This is a genomic window from Ramlibacter henchirensis (assembly GCF_004682015.1).
GTDB classification, from domain to species: Bacteria; Pseudomonadota; Gammaproteobacteria; order Burkholderiales; family Burkholderiaceae_C; genus Ramlibacter; species Ramlibacter henchirensis.
On the sequence record NZ_SMLM01000003.1, the window covers coordinates 239,322 to 253,606 of the forward strand.

At 63.7% G+C, this 14,285-nt stretch carries 12 protein-coding genes; 7 read left to right on the plus strand and 5 right to left on the minus strand.

The window, feature by feature from the left end:
- Positions 1–8: 8 nt before the first annotated feature.
- The 3 genes from EZ313_RS19270 to EZ313_RS19280 all read right to left on the minus strand — a co-directional run bounded on the left by EZ313_RS19270 (position 9) and on the right by EZ313_RS19280 (position 2,381).
- Positions 9–305 carry a hypothetical protein gene (locus EZ313_RS19270; protein WP_135264938.1) on the minus strand — a complete coding sequence of 99 codons (297 nt, stop codon included), beginning with the start codon at positions 303–305 and terminating at the stop codon, positions 9–11.
- Between the two features lie 217 nt (positions 306–522).
- Complete coding sequence (locus tag EZ313_RS19275) at positions 523–1,401, minus strand: TauD/TfdA dioxygenase family protein (protein ID WP_135264939.1); 879 nt, start codon at positions 1,399–1,401, stop codon at positions 523–525.
- A gap of 11 nt (positions 1,402–1,412) precedes the next feature.
- Entirely contained in the window at positions 1,413–2,381 is a 969-nt protein-coding gene (locus EZ313_RS19280; protein WP_240788713.1) for a tripartite tricarboxylate transporter substrate binding protein, read from the minus strand.
- Between the two features lie 163 nt (positions 2,382–2,544).
- Between EZ313_RS19280 and EZ313_RS19285 the strand changes: the two genes are divergently transcribed.
- Complete coding sequence (locus EZ313_RS19285; RefSeq protein WP_135264940.1) at positions 2,545–2,754, plus strand: hypothetical protein; 210 nt, start codon at positions 2,545–2,547, stop codon at positions 2,752–2,754.
- 285 nt (positions 2,755–3,039) lie between these two features.
- Here the strand turns inward: EZ313_RS19285 and EZ313_RS19290 are convergent, their stop codons facing one another.
- A complete protein-coding gene (locus EZ313_RS19290; protein ID WP_135264941.1) occupies positions 3,040–3,615 on the minus strand; it encodes a hypothetical protein in 576 nt (191 codons plus the stop codon).
- 3,262 nt (positions 3,616–6,877) lie between these two features.
- Here EZ313_RS19290 and EZ313_RS19295 point away from each other — a divergent pair.
- The 4 genes from EZ313_RS19295 to EZ313_RS19305 all read left to right on the plus strand — a co-directional run bounded on the left by EZ313_RS19295 (position 6,878) and on the right by EZ313_RS19305 (position 8,428).
- A complete protein-coding gene (locus EZ313_RS19295; protein WP_135264942.1) occupies positions 6,878–7,066 on the plus strand; it encodes a DUF3606 domain-containing protein in 189 nt (62 codons plus the stop codon).
- Between the two features lie 40 nt (positions 7,067–7,106).
- A complete protein-coding gene (locus tag EZ313_RS23365; RefSeq protein WP_167772665.1) occupies positions 7,107–7,283 on the plus strand; it encodes a DNA ligase-like domain-containing protein in 177 nt (58 codons plus the stop codon).
- A 15-nt stretch (positions 7,284–7,298) separates the two neighbouring features.
- Positions 7,299–7,715: an ATP-dependent DNA ligase gene (locus EZ313_RS19300; RefSeq protein WP_135264943.1), complete on the plus strand. Its 417-nt coding sequence runs from the start codon at positions 7,299–7,301 to the stop codon at positions 7,713–7,715.
- A gap of 176 nt (positions 7,716–7,891) precedes the next feature.
- A complete protein-coding gene (locus EZ313_RS19305) occupies positions 7,892–8,428 on the plus strand; it encodes a hypothetical protein (protein ID WP_135264944.1) in 537 nt (178 codons plus the stop codon).
- A 111-nt stretch (positions 8,429–8,539) separates the two neighbouring features.
- Here EZ313_RS19305 and EZ313_RS19310 read toward each other — a convergent pair whose 3' ends face one another.
- On the minus strand, positions 8,540–9,814 hold the full coding sequence (locus EZ313_RS19310; protein WP_135265328.1) for a putative Na+/H+ antiporter: 1,275 nt from the start codon (positions 9,812–9,814) through the stop codon (positions 8,540–8,542).
- A gap of 1,360 nt (positions 9,815–11,174) precedes the next feature.
- On the opposite strand from EZ313_RS19310, the gene EZ313_RS19315 reads away from it, so the two are divergent.
- Positions 11,175–11,909, plus strand: a complete 735-nt coding sequence (locus EZ313_RS19315) for an SGNH/GDSL hydrolase family protein (protein ID WP_135264945.1) — start codon at positions 11,175–11,177, stop codon at positions 11,907–11,909.
- A 276-nt stretch (positions 11,910–12,185) separates the two neighbouring features.
- Positions 12,186–14,186, plus strand: coding sequence for an acyltransferase family protein (locus EZ313_RS19320; RefSeq protein WP_135264946.1), 2,001 nt, complete (start codon positions 12,186–12,188; stop codon positions 14,184–14,186).
- Positions 14,187–14,285: the final 99 nt, after the last annotated feature.

Genomic DNA, 14,285 nt, shown 5'->3' on the forward strand with positions numbered 1-14,285 from the left:
CGCGAGCGTCAGGGCATGAGAGCCGTGGCCGGGATCACGATGGTCGGCTGCGTCGGGTCGGGCACGAACCCGGTGCCGCCGGAGCCGATCGGAACCGCCGGCGATCGCGTGGGGGAGACCGCACCCGCTCCAGCCGGCGCGTTGGACGGCACCACCGGCGCGACCGGTCCGGCCGACGCGCTGGCGACCGTGCCTGGCTCGGAAACGGGTTGGCTGGTTCCAGCCGGATCACCACCACCGCCCCCGCCGCATCCGAGCAGAGCGATGGTGGCGGCGCCCAGGGCGACAACTCTGAAGGTGCGCATCAGCTAAAGCAACGGCAGTGCCCGCTGGAGCGCTTCCAACGCGGCCCGAGCGGAGTGGTTGGGTTGACCATGCTGCCGCGCGCCGCGCAAATCGCACGTGCGGCACTGCTGACGAACGCGGTAGGGGCAAGAGGGCCAGCAGTTTGGAATTCCTACGTCCGGACGGCGCAGGGTCCTTGGCCGCGCTGCCTGGCCCATCGGCGCGGCCTGCCCCGCTTCAGGCCGCGAGCAGCATCGCCTCGGGCGTGTCGTTCACCGTGGTGCGGCGCAGCTCGCGCCGCTCGCTGATGTCGTAGCGCCTTCCGCGGTGCAGGGTGCTGCGGTTGTCCCAGATCACCAGGTCGCCGATCTCCCACTTGTGCGTGTAGACGTTCTCTCGTCTCGTGGCGTGTTCGAGCAGGTCCAGCAGGTACACGCGGCTCTCGGCCGTGGGCCAGCCGAGGATCTGCCGCGCATGGACGCCGACGAACAGGACCTTGCGGCCGGAGCCGCGATGCGTGTCGGCGATCGGCCAGACGGCCGGCGGGATCTCCTTCTTCTGCTCGTCCGTGTAGGCGTCGTCCCCCAGCAGGATGCGCGTGTGCAGCGCGAAGTGCTCTGCCTTGAGGTCCTGGATCTCGGCCTTGGTCCGCTCGTCCAGCGTGTCGTACGCGTTGCGCAGGTCGGCGAATTCGGTGTCCCCGCCCCAGCTCGGCTTCACGACGCAATGCAGCATCGAATACGCCGCGCGCGGGTCCATGAAGGAGCTGTCGCTGTGCCACAGCTGGTTGGCGAAGTTGGACAGGTTCTTGGGCGAGTCGCGGCGCGCCACGTTGCCCTGGGCGTCGACGTTGGAGATGTCGATCAGGCGCTCGTCGGGCAGCCGCTCCGGCCGCTTGAACACGCGCTTGAGGCCGATGTCCAGCGGGCCGAAATGCTTGGCGAAGTCGATCTGCTGCTGCGCAGTGAGCGGCTGGCCGCGCCACACGAGCACGCCGTACTCGTTCATGGCCGCGTTGATGGCGCGAACGTCGCGATCGGCCAGCGGTTGCGTCAGGTCGAGGCCGCTGGCTTCGGCCACGAAGACGGGATGCAGGGGTTTCAGTTGGAGGCTCATGGCGGTGCTGCTCAGTCGATCTGGATCTTGGCGTCGGTGACGACCTTGCCCCAGCGCTTCATCTCGCTGGCGATCAGGCCGTTGAACTGCTCGGGCGTCGAGGCGACCACCTTCAGGCCGTACTCGCGCGCCCGCTGCTGGATCTCCGGGCTGGCCAGCGCCTTGGCGGTGTCCGCCTGGATCTTCTGGACCACGGCCTTGGGCGTTCCGGCTGGCACCACGTAGCCGAGCAGGGCGCCGACGTTGAAGCCGGGAACTGTCTCGGCCACCGTGGGGTAGTCATGGCCGGCCACGCGCTGGTCGCCCATCGTCGCGATCAGCTTCATCCTGCCGCCCTGCACGTAAGGCAGGATGGACAGGAACGGATCGACTACTAGGTCCAGGCGGCCGCCCATCAACTCCGTGTGCGCCGGCGCGCTGCCCTTCATGCCCACATGCTGCATTTGGAAACCTGCTTCGCGCTGCAGCAGTTCGGCGCCCAGGTGCGTGGTGCTGCCGGCGCCGGGCGTGCCGTAGTTCAGCTTGCCCGGGTTCTTCTTCGCGTAGGCGATCAGTTCCTTGAGGTTGTTGAACGGTGCATCCGGGCGGGCCACGATGGCCAGCTGCATGTCGAACAGCTGAGTGACGCCCGTAAGGTCCTTTTGCGTGTCGTACGGCAGCTGCTTGCGCAACGTGGGGTTGACCGCCAGCGAGGAGTTGACCATCCCGATCGTGTGACCGTCCGGAGCGGACTTCGCCACGTGGTCGGCCCCGATCACGGTGCCGGCGCCGGGCTTGTAGTCGATCAGGACCGGCTGGCCCCACGTGTCCTGCAGGTTCTTGGCGAGGATGCGGCCAACGGTGTCGGTGGGGCCGCCCGGCGGGAACGGGATGATGATCTTCACGGGCCCCGTCGGGAAGTTCTGGGCGGCTGCCGGCGCGGCCATTCCGAAGGCGAGGCTGCCGGCGAGCAGGCCGGTGCAAAGCTTGAGGAAGCGCAAGGGTGTCTCCTGGAAGTCTGGGATCGTGGAACGCTGTTTCGAGATCGTAAGACGGCCCGAAGTTCGCGGGGCGATCGAGAGCGAAGCCCGGCTCACTTAAGATGCCCTGCATTGCCCAGGATGGCTCTGCCGTGTGCACTTTCGTGTGCACGGAAGCCGCGGAATGCCCGAACGAATCGAATTGAATACGGTCCAGCGTCACCAGCAGCACGGCGGCTGGCGCATCAGCGTCGCGCCGATGATGGATCGGTGCGAAAACATAAGAGTGGCGCGGGTTCCCGAAGGGTCGTGTGCGCTGGGTGTGCAGTTCCCGAAGATCAGCAGCGGCACGAGCTCGGCCACTGTGTCTCAGAGCGCTTTGGGCGCCGGCTGACACCGGCCTCGGAACGGGCGTCCTGTCCAAAGCCGTCCATGGAAGTCCAAGGGCGGCTCGCGCTTCTTGGCTATGGACGGGAAGGCGGTTCGGTCTCCTCGCCATACCCTGGTCACGAGGAGCGAGCAATGAGTGATTGGGTGCGCGAGGCAGTCCCGTTCGGGCTGGTGTTGGCGGGGTCCTCGGCCCGAGAATCGCGCAAGTCTCTAGCGGCGAGAGTGGGGGGCCTCGCCTGGGCTAGCAAGCCGGGCTTTAGGCCCGCACGAACCGTGAGAGTGGCGTAGCTCAGCCGCTCCGTTGACGAGCGACATTCAGATTGAAATACATCACCTCCAGCACCTTCTCCATGGTGCGGAGAAGTCGATGGGCATCAGACGCATCGGCATCGTGAGCTTCGAGTTGCTGGATCAAGTCGCGCTGGTGCTTCACACGCCGCTCCGCCTCCAGCACGCGGCGCTGCGCGATCTGAAGCATGCTGCGTGGGGGAGCTTCGCGGCGCTGAGGTGCAACTATGAGGGTGCTTATGTACTGCCAGCAAAGGCGGTGGAAACTCTCAAGAGTGGTGAGGTGCTTTTCGTACACGCGCGCGAGTCGGCCATCCGCTCGGTCCACTACTGTCGCCCGCCCCATCGCGTCCAACAGCTCGAATCGGCTGATCAAGACTTCGACCCAGCAGACGCGAATTTGGGGCAGTGATGCGGTCAATCCCCCCATCGCATCGAAGGCGTCCGAGTTGCGCCGATAAAGGGACTGATCATCGGGGCTACGGATTAGCTCCTCAAGCAGCATTCGATATTGGTCGAGTTGCTCCAGTGCCGCCGCAACAGCAGCGGCCAGCTCGGTTGCATGTGAAGGCCGCACGATCCGCTCCCTTCCATCCTGAAAGGCGGTTGTGTACCCAAGCCTACTTCACCGCGTCGTCGGGGTGTCCTTTTCTAGGGGCCGAGAAGTAGCCCATCTGAAGATGCCGCATGAACTTGGAGAGCCACGCCTCCGGGGGGTAGAACGCAGCCGAGCACGGCCCACGGATGCAGACTCGACCATCGGCGTCAACCATCGCTTGGAAGTGTTCTGGATCGCCGCTCTGCGTGCGGACCGCGTTTCGGACCAGCTGAGTGCACTCGTGAGAAGCCACCGATCTAGAAGTGCCCTCCTCCATGCATGACATCTTCATGCAAAGGCCAGGTGACTGAAGGTTCATTCTTTTGCAACGTGACGAAGGATTGCACCTAGCCGGGCGCGGCGAAGCTGGCTGACGACGAGTTGGCGATGCGGTTTGGCCGCAGCACCTTGCGGGTCCATGTCCGGCCTGAAGGCCCCCCCTATGTCACGCCTAGTGCAAAAGAGCCAGCGGCCGCTCGCAGGCGCTCGCCTATCCTTCAGGTTCGCCTTCGAGGCCTGTACGAGGCGAAGGCTCGCGGACTGGGTGTGGAACTTCGGATGGGCCATGGGCAAGAGGCAGGCCCTAACGCACATATCAGGCAGCCGCAGGTCCGGCGAACTGGGCACTCAGACTCACTGACGTGCCGAGCGCGGTCAGTCGTCACGACGAGATCGCCCTTGGAAACCTTCGGCCGTGAGGTGCCTCTGCTTGCGCGCGTTAGTGAGGCAACCCAGAAGCCTTGAACAAGCGCCTCATGAGGCCAGTTGCGTGAGCCTGATCTTCGGCAATTAGCGCATCGAGCTCAAGAAGTGCCTGCGTTCCCGCGCTTCCTCTCGGACGTAGCGCGAGCATGGTTGCATGTCGTCTCCGTAGGCCTTCCAGACGGGCCATTGCAACTTGCCACTCCGACCGTATTAGGTCCGGCGACTTGTTCTTCAGATTCGGGCTGCTCAGGTTCCATCATTCATGCATGTTCACAGACGCGCGCCAATGTAGCTCCGCCATTTCAAGAAAAAGCCCCTTCTTACACGACTTCGCGGATCGAAATTCACTCGCATCAGGCCAGCATGCACGTTCCGCTGCGTGTGCGTTGAGGTAGAACAAACTGAGGGCGCAGGGGCGTCATCAAGAGTGACCCGCCCCATGTAGTTTGCAACGACACGCGCCGGAAGGCCTGCGCCGCCCCTTCACCGACGCGGACTGGATCTCGAGATCAAGCAGGACGGCTACCGGCGGCGAAGGCGGGCAGGTGCAGCTCAGACGAAGACCGGCCACGACTGCACCACCTGGTTCCCGGAAATCGCGGAGGCGCTGGCGCAGCTCCCGGGTGGACCGCACGTCATCGACGGAGGCCTGCGAGATCAGTCGGCGATGCGTGCCGGATCGCGTGCGGCCATAGCCAGCCTCACCGTTTCACGGCGGAAGTGATCGCGACGGCGTGGCTCGCGCTCCATCAGGAAGTGGTCTTCATCGGCTCGATGCCGATGCGTAGCAGGTTCCTAGCCCGTTGACGCTGGGCTGCAATGAGGGTGGACCTCCGACGCTTCGCGCCTGATAGGCGAGACGTCTGTGCTGACGTAGACACCAGCTCCGAGTGCCCAATGAGCAACTCGACGAATAGTGAGTACAGGCTGGGGAAGGCGGCGCACTGGATCCGTACGGTGCGGACAGTCTCGGTCATGCGCAGCAGGCACCCTTCGCTTCGGGTGGGCTCACACGAGTCCAGTTCATCCAGCTCGCTCAGGTAAAGGTCGAGCGCAGCAGCGAGCCGAAACGCGGCAGCAGTGCCGCTAGTGGCCGTGCGAGTCATTCCGCAATGATCGGCAGCGCACAAGGAACGCAGTGTCGGACACTCCTGATCGGTGGTGGCCGATCCAACGAACCGTTTGTCAGACAGATGGCATCGCGAAGTAGCTTGTATCGCCTTGGTATGGCTTGCGACTCGCATTCGATGATCAGCATATGTGCGGTGACTACACATCGAAACCCACCAACGGCTTAGCATCGCGCTGGGTATGCAATCGCCGACCGAGCAGCCGAGGCCTTCCGCACTTTCACGAGCCTGGACGAGGCGCGGGACTGGCTGCACATATGACCCAAGGGGATAGAGCAAGGTCCGTGTCGACGCTGGCAGGTGCAGTGCGAACCGCGGCTGCTCGCAAAAAAGAGAAGCCCCTGGCACCGAGCCAGAGGCTAACTAGTAGAGCGCCCCCAGGAGGGACGGAGGGAGGAAAGCTCACAGCCTGTCAAGCTGCGAGAAGATGATAGCTGGCAGCCAGCAGGACGCTTCGTAAGCCCGTTTTCATTGCAAAACCCCGCAACGCGCCCGCGCCTGACTTGGAAGTGCTACCACTGTTCAGGTGCAGGAAGGCACGTCGACTGGCGTAGGTGGAAGAGCCCCTGACCCGCAGGTCAGAAGCTGTCCCACTCTCCTCCACTATCCAAGGTCGCGGGCGCCACGCCGACGGCCGCGGCAAGGCTGGCCTCGCGACTTCTAATGCATGACAGGGGCGCCGGGCACCACACAAACGTGATCCGTTCCTGATCGCACGAGGACCACGCTGGCCGCAGCGTCCATTGATCGGAGCATCACCTTCCAGCGTCCGCTTAGCAACTGCTCGAGGGCCTCTACTCGATACAACCGATGGTCGTTGGCGAGCTGCAGGACGTCTGTCCTGCTCAGCTTCTGGATCGTCCGCAGTGCGTTCGCCTTCAATGTCAACTCCTGAACCCAAGGGCTCTCCTACGCATGTAGGTTTGGGCCGACTGGGACGTAGGAAGTGTCTTCAGAACTACTCATCTATGCCTGTAACGCGGATTTGAAGATGTAAGCATGCACACGATGCCGGCTCGTAGCGCGCGCACTTCGATCCGCTCCGCAACCAAAGCCGCGCGCTTGGGCCCGCTCGCAGCCGGCGGTGCCCGCCCAGCGCACAGCCCACTCGGCGAGATCCTGCGCCGTGGCACCTTCTCGCAGGTCACTTGGAGTCGCGCAGCGGCCGATCAGTGTCACAGGCGGCGGCGGAAGCTCCGCGGACGCACGCGGCGGCGTCGTGCAGCCGGCGCACAGCGCCAGGAGTGAGCACGCAAGCAGCTAGGTTGGTTGAGAACCTTGACGGCCGAAAGGGGCTTATTTGTTGGGAGCAAGTAAGTAGCTCTCCTACCTCATCTGCTGTGCGGTGCCTACAATTTTCATCCAAGTGCTTGCTAGTCTCAGATTCAGCCTACCGGGAGTCCATCATGGCTGACGACAAGACCAAGGCCCACGGTCAAGACCGTGAGCGCATCAATGTGAACCAGGAGCACGAGGTCCGCGACTGGAGTAAGAGTCTAGGCGTCGCGCCCGAGCGGCTTAAGAAGGCCGTTGCAGCCGTCGGTGATCGGGTCAAGAAGGTCCGGGAGTACTTGAAGAGCGACAAGCCGCACTAAGTTGTCGTCGGCCGGAATGCGACTGTCGGCGCTGCGGCCGATGCTGGCCGACAACCGCAAGTACCCCGCGTTCTCGCACCCAGATTGGCTGTTCGAGATCAAGTATGACGGCTACCGCATGCTCGCTGAGTTTGGCGGACGGGTGGCGCTCCGCACGCGCCAGGGACTCGACTGCACCTCTTGGTTCCCCGAGATCTCGCGCGCGTTGAGCAGCTAGGACGGTGGACCGTACATTGTCGATGGTGAGGTCTGCGTGCTGGACGACCTCGGAAGGTCGGACTTCAATCGGCTTCAGGACAGAGCCCGCCGCAAGTGCCACTACCCGGGTTGTGATGCGGTCACGTATTGCATATTCGATCTGCTGCACGCGGCGAGCAGCCTCGTGGATCTGCCGGTAGTGCTGTGCAAAGCGCTTCTCTCAGAACTCTTCACGCCGAAGCCGTCCCACGACCTGCTCGTGGTGCAAAGCATTCCGGCAGAAGGTCTAGATCTGTACGCGGCTGCGTTGAAACTGGAACTGGAGGGTCTCATGGCCAAGCGCTGCGACAGCGACTACGTGCCCGGTCAGCGATCGTCGTGCTGGCGCAAACTGAAGCGGCCTGGCGCGATTCCGGCGGAGCGCTTCGCCCATAAGTGCCGGAGCACATAGCGTGGGACACCGCTAGGTGAAGAAGCTACCCGACTCGGATAACGCCTTCGGTCAGACGCGAAGGCGGAGACCGCCGGATTGCGAGTCCGCAGGTCTGATGTCTGTATCGGCCAGGAGCGGACGTGCCGGAGGCGCGCACGGAGCGGCCTCGTCCTTTACTATCGCGTGCGCTGCACATGACGAACATCAAGCTGTCGCTCAGGCTTGTCCTGATTGCCGCTGTCTCGATGCTTTACTCGGGCTGCGCCTCCGTGCCCGCTCAGAACACCGTTGCCACGGTCCAGGTGTACAAGGTGTTCGCGCATCGAGACAAGTACGGACTCAGCTTGAGACCGTCGGAATTGGCCGGGTTGAGAGCGGCAGGCGTGGACGATAACGAAGTTGCCGCCGGGCGTGTGGTTGGCGTGCATTGCGCCGTCATGGCGGATGGCTGGTGGGACAGCCTCGCAGTTCTGCCTCCTGGGCTGCAGGCAGGCGAGGGAACCACATTGCGGGTGAGAGTGGTCGACCCGGGAGATAACCAGAGACTCGGCGTCAGCACCGTCGTTGATGTCCCGGCCCAGCTACCAAGCCGCGAACTTGCGTACCGCTATGTCCCGAACTGGCGTGAGCTTGGGCGAAGGAACAACTTCGAGCGGATCGAGCTACCGCCACAGTTGCGCGACAAATACTTGATCGTTCAGGGCTCGTACCTGCTTAAGTGCAATCCCTAGCACCAACCGGCTCGAGCAAGCGTCGGGGGGCGGTCCGCCGGCGTCGGATGGCAGCTTCGGGTCGGAAGCAGACATCCGCGGGTGACGCCGCATTGCTTCAGAGTTGCGGACCTACAGAAGGATCAAGGCGGCTGCCGCAACCGCCGTGGGCAGGAGTGCTCCAGCAGCGAGACCGGCCGCTCCGATCGATTCGTCCGCGAAGCCGCGCTTGAGAAGCGCGACGCCAGCCGGGTTGGGCGCATTGGCGATCACCGTCAGGCCTCCTCCCGCGACTGCACCCGCTACCAGGCTGTACTTGGCCTCATCGGAGATTCCCTCGATCAGCGAGCCGAGGTAAGTCAGCGCGGCGTTGTCGGTGATCGCCGTTAGGGCCGTCGCGCCGAAGAACAGCTCCGTCGGCGCCATGGCGGACACCAGCGGCTGCAGCCACCACTGCTGCAAGCCGCCCAGCACCACCAGCCCCGCCAAAAAGAACCCGACCAGCAGCGCCTCGCGGATGATGAGCGGACTCTGGTGGCGCTCGTACGCCTGCGTGTAGCCGAGGAAGAATAGGAACACGCCCAGGAACGCGACGGGATGGTGCGCGAGCAGGACCACGGCCACCAGGCAGATCGCGTGAATGAACACCACCGACGATGGCATCGTGGTGCGAACCTCGGCTTCGGCCGCCCCGCCGGCTTCTGGCCGTGCCAGCTGCCCCCGGAGCACGTAGGTGGCGAGCGACGCATTCACGAGCACGGCCAGCGCCGACTTCCAGCCAAAATTGGCCGCCATGAAAGCCGAATCCCAGTTCCACTTCGCCGCCACCATCAGCACGGGCGGCGCGGCGAACGATGTCAGCGTGCCGCCGATCGAGACGTTCACGAACAGGACGCCAAGCGCGAAGTATTTGAGGCACTCAGGAATGCCCCGGCGGAAGATCTGCGGGGCCAGGATCAAGGCCGCGATCGTCATCGCCGCCGGTTCGGTGATGAACGAGCCGAACAGAGGAACGGCGGCAAGACCTAGCCATGCGGATGCGAGCGGGGTCGGCAGAGGCGCGAGGCGAGCTAGGGCCTGCGTGGTCTCGAGAACCGCGTGAACAATTGGACGCGACGCCGAGATCACCATCACAACGAAGACGAACAGTGGCTCCGTGTAGTGGCGGGATTCGGCGTAGTCGAGCGCCACGTCGCCGCCGCGAAGCAGCGCCAGCACGATGACGAGCATGACGGCCCAGAAGCCGAAGACAACCTCCACCTCCCCCAGCAAATGAAAGAGGCCGGCGTGGCGCGGGAAGCGATGGGAGAGCCGCTCGAACTGCTTGGCCGTGAAGGTGTGAATCAATGCCAGCGCGAAGAGGCCAGCGGCGACGTACTGAATGAGGGTGTCGGGATTGCCCGGCATGGTCGAGGTCACTCCCGCGAGGCGGCCCGACCTTCGCGTGTACCTGCCCGCTCGCACGGCGGACACCCAAGCAAGCATTCTACGGAGGGCCAGCTAAGCAGTTGCGGCTCGGGATGGACCAGGGCCGAGGATCTGAGAGCCAGATTGCGAGCGAATCAGGTGGTGACCTGATGTCGATGTCTGCTACCGGCCAGGAGCGGTCAAGAGACACGCGAGAGTAGGACGTCGGTGCAGCCGACCATTTCCGGTTAGCCGCCGCTCTAAATGCTGAAACGACAGAGGCGTGCCCTGTTGGGCGTTGTCGTATCGCGCGATGAGTCAAGGTGCAGGTATCAAGGAGCGGCCGTCACGAAACCATAGCCCAGATGCGTCAAGCACTCCTCACTGGCAGCATCCTCTGGCTGCCTCCGAAATAAGCAATGTGTCGGGAGCCACTATGCACCGGCCTTTCCCTGCGGCATGGGCGGCTTGCCCACAGATTTGTCCACAGAACTTGTGGGGTCCGTCCTACGCCGTAGAGCTGGACCTTCCCTAAGGTGTCCCCCTAGTAAGGCCGGCTGTGGCCGGCCTGAAAGTTTATCGCCCGGGGTTGCCAGCAGCTTGGTGGCCTTCTCGTCGTGCGCGCCTCAACATACTTTTGGACCTCGCATCCCGAGTTGCACCTCATGGGATGCAGGGTTGTCACCCTTGCAGCGCTCGGCCCCTCTAATGGGCAGAGGGATCAAAGGAACGAAGCGTCGTTGCTCCGGTACCTCGCCGAAGGAGTTGCCATGAAATCCGTGTTCCGAGCGATCGTTCAACGCCCGGGCGGCCGCGGTCGTCGAGAGCCGCAAGGCGCAACGCCTGCAATGTCCGAAGCATCCCGCGGACCGCAGCCACGAGATACAGCAGTACAGGAACTCTAACGAGATGAGCGGCCGTTGGCGCCGCGTGTACGCGAGAGTCATGAAGCCGAGGCCACTCGACAGGTGGCCGCGCCTCATGACTCTCGCACGGATAGCTCCAGTCTTCTGAGCGTCCCGCCGCGCAAGCTAGTTGACTTGCAGTTGCCTGCAATAGGCATGAGCGGCGTTCCGGTGACTTGGCGCGAATTCCAGGCACGTGCCAGTTGGCCAACGGATCCTGCCAATTCAATGCCCCGTTCGGCGTACGGAAGGAAGTACCCCGCGGGATCCGGGAGCTGTGCGGACCGCTGCTGCGGCCACGAGCGGACATGACCTCCGCACCCCGAGAGGAGGGGTCATTCTGAGCGGAGTAGGTGGGAGGGAGTGCGGCAGTAGAGCTGAACCGTTTGCGGACGCTCACCCCACACGTTGCGACCGCGTGTTAGTGTGGTCGACTGACAAGTGCGGGGAACAGCATGGATCGGCGAACAGCATTGCTCGGGCTCGTTGCGGCGCTCGCGGGATGTGGAGGCGGCGGAGGCTCGGCGTCTCCGGCGCCGGCGCTCGCGGCAGCTCCGCCCGCCGCCGCACAGGGACCACTGGCGGCGCCACCACCGCCGGGGCCGCCGGCCGTCACCCTTTCCAGCAATATCGCTTTGTGGGGCGACTCGCTTACCGATGGGACCAGCGAGATTCCGGGCTACTCCGTCCAGCTACGACGCATCTACCCTTCGCGAATCGTCTACGACGGCGGTGTCTGGGGTGAGACCTCAACCAGCATCACGAGGCGTGTGCTTGCCGACCGGGATCGGCGCACCTGGGTGACCGTGTTCTGGATGGGGCGAAACAACCTGGCAGACCCGGAGCAGGTCAAGGCGGACATCGCCGCCGCTGTCGCGCACCTGGGCGGCAACGCTCGTTTCATCGTCATGTCCATCATCAACAGCTCGGACGAGACACGGGGCACCGCGCGCCACGCGACGATGACGCAGCTGAACGCTGATTTGGCTTCGACGTACCATGACAACTTCCTGGATGTTCGCGGTCACCTCGTCGATCAGTTCGATCCGAACTCGCCGCAAGACGTCGCCGCGCACGCGAACGACGTCGTCCCGCCTTCGCTGTCGCAGGACGGGTTGCACCTGAATGGTGCCGGGTATGCGGTGGTCGCCAACCGCGTCAAAGCTTTCATGGACGCGAAGGGCTGGTGATGGGGCCAGCCCGTAGCTCTCTCGAGCCATGGCAATCTGCGCCAAGCTTCGTACTATGGGTCATGGCCATCGCTCCCGCCATTCAGGCGAAGCTCTTCAATGATTACCGTGGCGCTTCCATGCCACGTGGCCACTTTCGCTCCGTAGCCCCGCCCTGAACCGTCCTTCCGGTTCATAGCCCCTCGGGCGGCTTGCCGCAGGGGCAGCCCGCCCGCTCTCGGTCTCCGCGCATTCCAGCCTCACGGCGGCTGCGGTGCGCCTCTTGCGGGATTCTCTATGGACTATCGAAGGGAAATTGACGGACTGCGGGCGCTTGCGCTCCTGCCGGTCCTGTTGTTCCACGCCGGATTCAAGACGTTCAGTGGCGGCTACGTCGGCGTCGACGTCTTCTTCGTCATCAGCGGCTACCTGATCACGTCCATCGTGCTCAAGAGCCTCGATGAGGGGCGCTTCTCAATCATTAACTTTTACGAGCGAAGGATGCGGCGAATCCTCCCGGCGCTCTTTCTCGTGCTGCTCGTCTCGTTCCCCTTCGCCTGGGCGTGGATGTTGCCTGCCGACATGGAGCGCTATTCGGCGGGCCTGGCTAGCGTCTCCTTGTTCGGATCCAACATCCTGTTCTGGCGCACCAGCGGCTACTTCGATGTGGAGGCCGAACTCAAGCCTCTGCTGCACACGTGGAGCCTCGCGGTGGAGGAGCAGTTCTACCTGCTGTACCCGCTGCTGTTCCTTCTTGTATGGGCACGCGGTCGCAAGGCGTTCGTGTTGTTCATCGCGATAGGCGCTGTCCTCAGTTTCGCCCTCGCCGAGTGGGCGTCGCACCTGCGCCCGTCCGCCACGTTCTATCTTCTGCCTACGCGAGCGTGGGAACTCGCGCTTGGAGCCCTCACGGCTGTCTACCTGTCGCAGCGCCACGCGCGTGCGGGTAGCTCACAGGTTCACGCGGCCGGCAGCCTGCTCGGCTTGGTGTTGATCTCGTTTGCGGTCTTCGCATTCGACGATGGCACCCCATTCCCGGGCAAGTACGCGCTGCTGCCCACAGTGGGAACAGTGCTGATCATCTGTTTCGCCACCAACGAAACCTGGACGGGCCGCCTGCTCTCAAGTCGGGTGCTGGTTGGCATCGGGCTCGTGAGCTACAGCGCGTACCTCTGGCACCAACCCCTGCTCGCGCTCGCTCGCCACCGCTCGTTGGGCCATATCGAGTGGCCCCTCGCCGCAAGCCTGCTGGCTGCCTCGCTCGCGCTTGCCGCACTGAGTTGGAAGTACGTCGAGAAGCCCTTCCGGGATCGGAAGAAGATCTCCCGCTCGCATGTCTTCGGCCTTGCGGCAGCCGGGACCGTCCTCTTCCTCGTGGTTGGTCTTGGCGGGCACCGGACCGACGGCTTCTCGTTCCGACTCCCAACCGACCAGCGTCGTTTCCTGGAGCACTTCGACAACAGCCTGCCTGCCTTGGCCTTCCACATGCGCGAACTCACGCACCAGTTCCGCGACGAGTGCAACTTCTACGACCTGGACGCCGAGGTACGAGGGAAACCCACGCGCAGGCCGAAGCCCGAAATCGCCGCTGGCTGCTACACGCGTGATCCGGCTCGTGCGCATGCCGTGTTCCTGTGGGGGGACAGCCATGCGCAGCAACTGACGCCGGGGCTGCAGAAGGTGCTGTCGACAGACTGGCAACTGCTGCAGGTAGCCAGTTCCGGGTGCGTGGCGCGCATCGAGCCGAGTGATCACATGGATTTCTGTCGCCACTCGAACTGGTTCGCAATGAAGACGATAGAGGCAACACGGCCGGACGTGGTTCTGGTGGCGCAAGCGAATGAGCACCAGAAGACTCCGATCGAAGCAATCGCGGCGCATCTGCGGCAGGCCGGAGTGAAAAAGATCATCTTCATGGGCCCAACGCCGCACTGGACGACCAGCTTGCCCAACGTGGTCGTCCGCAAGGCATGGATCGACACGATGCCGCGGATACTCACAGGCGTCGACCGGCGCTTCGTTGAACTCGATACTCGTCTCAAGGATCGGCTGCATGAGCACCCGGATGTCGACTACTTCAGTGTCATCGACCGAATGTGCAATGCGCAAGGGTGCCTGGTCTATCTTGATGGCCGCCAGCGCGAGCGCCTGACCTCGTATGACAAATCCCACCTGACGCCCCACGCTTCTGAATGGCTGGCCAGGAGCGCCCTCGCTGATGAGGTGTCGGCGACGAAGCTCAAGCTGCCCTGCCGCAACGGTGCGAAAGATGGAAACGGTGATCACCTGTGTGACTAGCCGGGAGTACACCGCCAGTGTCCGTCGATACGCAGAGTGGGCAGCTGCTCGACTTTCCCTCCCCCTGGAATACCTTGACCAAGCTGAGGCGCGGAAGCT

Excerpts from the sequence above, each read along its gene's own strand:
- EZ313_RS19295 (WP_135264942.1), top strand. The coding sequence starts at position 6,878 with ATGGCTGACGACAAGACCAAGGCCCACGGTCAAGACCGTGAGCGCATC.
- EZ313_RS19310 (WP_135265328.1), bottom strand. The coding sequence starts at position 9,814 with ATGCCGGGCAATCCCGACACCCTCATTCAGTACGTCGCCGCTGGCCTC.
- EZ313_RS19270 (WP_135264938.1), bottom strand. The coding sequence starts at position 305 with ATGCGCACCTTCAGAGTTGTCGCCCTGGGCGCCGCCACCATCGCTCTG.
- EZ313_RS19275 (WP_135264939.1), bottom strand. The coding sequence starts at position 1,401 with ATGAGCCTCCAACTGAAACCCCTGCATCCCGTCTTCGTGGCCGAAGCC.
- EZ313_RS19305 (WP_135264944.1), top strand. The coding sequence starts at position 7,892 with ATGACGAACATCAAGCTGTCGCTCAGGCTTGTCCTGATTGCCGCTGTC.
- EZ313_RS19285 (WP_135264940.1), top strand. The coding sequence starts at position 2,545 with ATGCCCGAACGAATCGAATTGAATACGGTCCAGCGTCACCAGCAGCAC.
- EZ313_RS19315 (WP_135264945.1), top strand. The coding sequence starts at position 11,175 with ATGGATCGGCGAACAGCATTGCTCGGGCTCGTTGCGGCGCTCGCGGGA.
- EZ313_RS23365 (WP_167772665.1), top strand. The coding sequence starts at position 7,107 with ATGCTGGCCGACAACCGCAAGTACCCCGCGTTCTCGCACCCAGATTGG.
- EZ313_RS19320 (WP_135264946.1), top strand. The coding sequence starts at position 12,186 with ATGGACTATCGAAGGGAAATTGACGGACTGCGGGCGCTTGCGCTCCTG.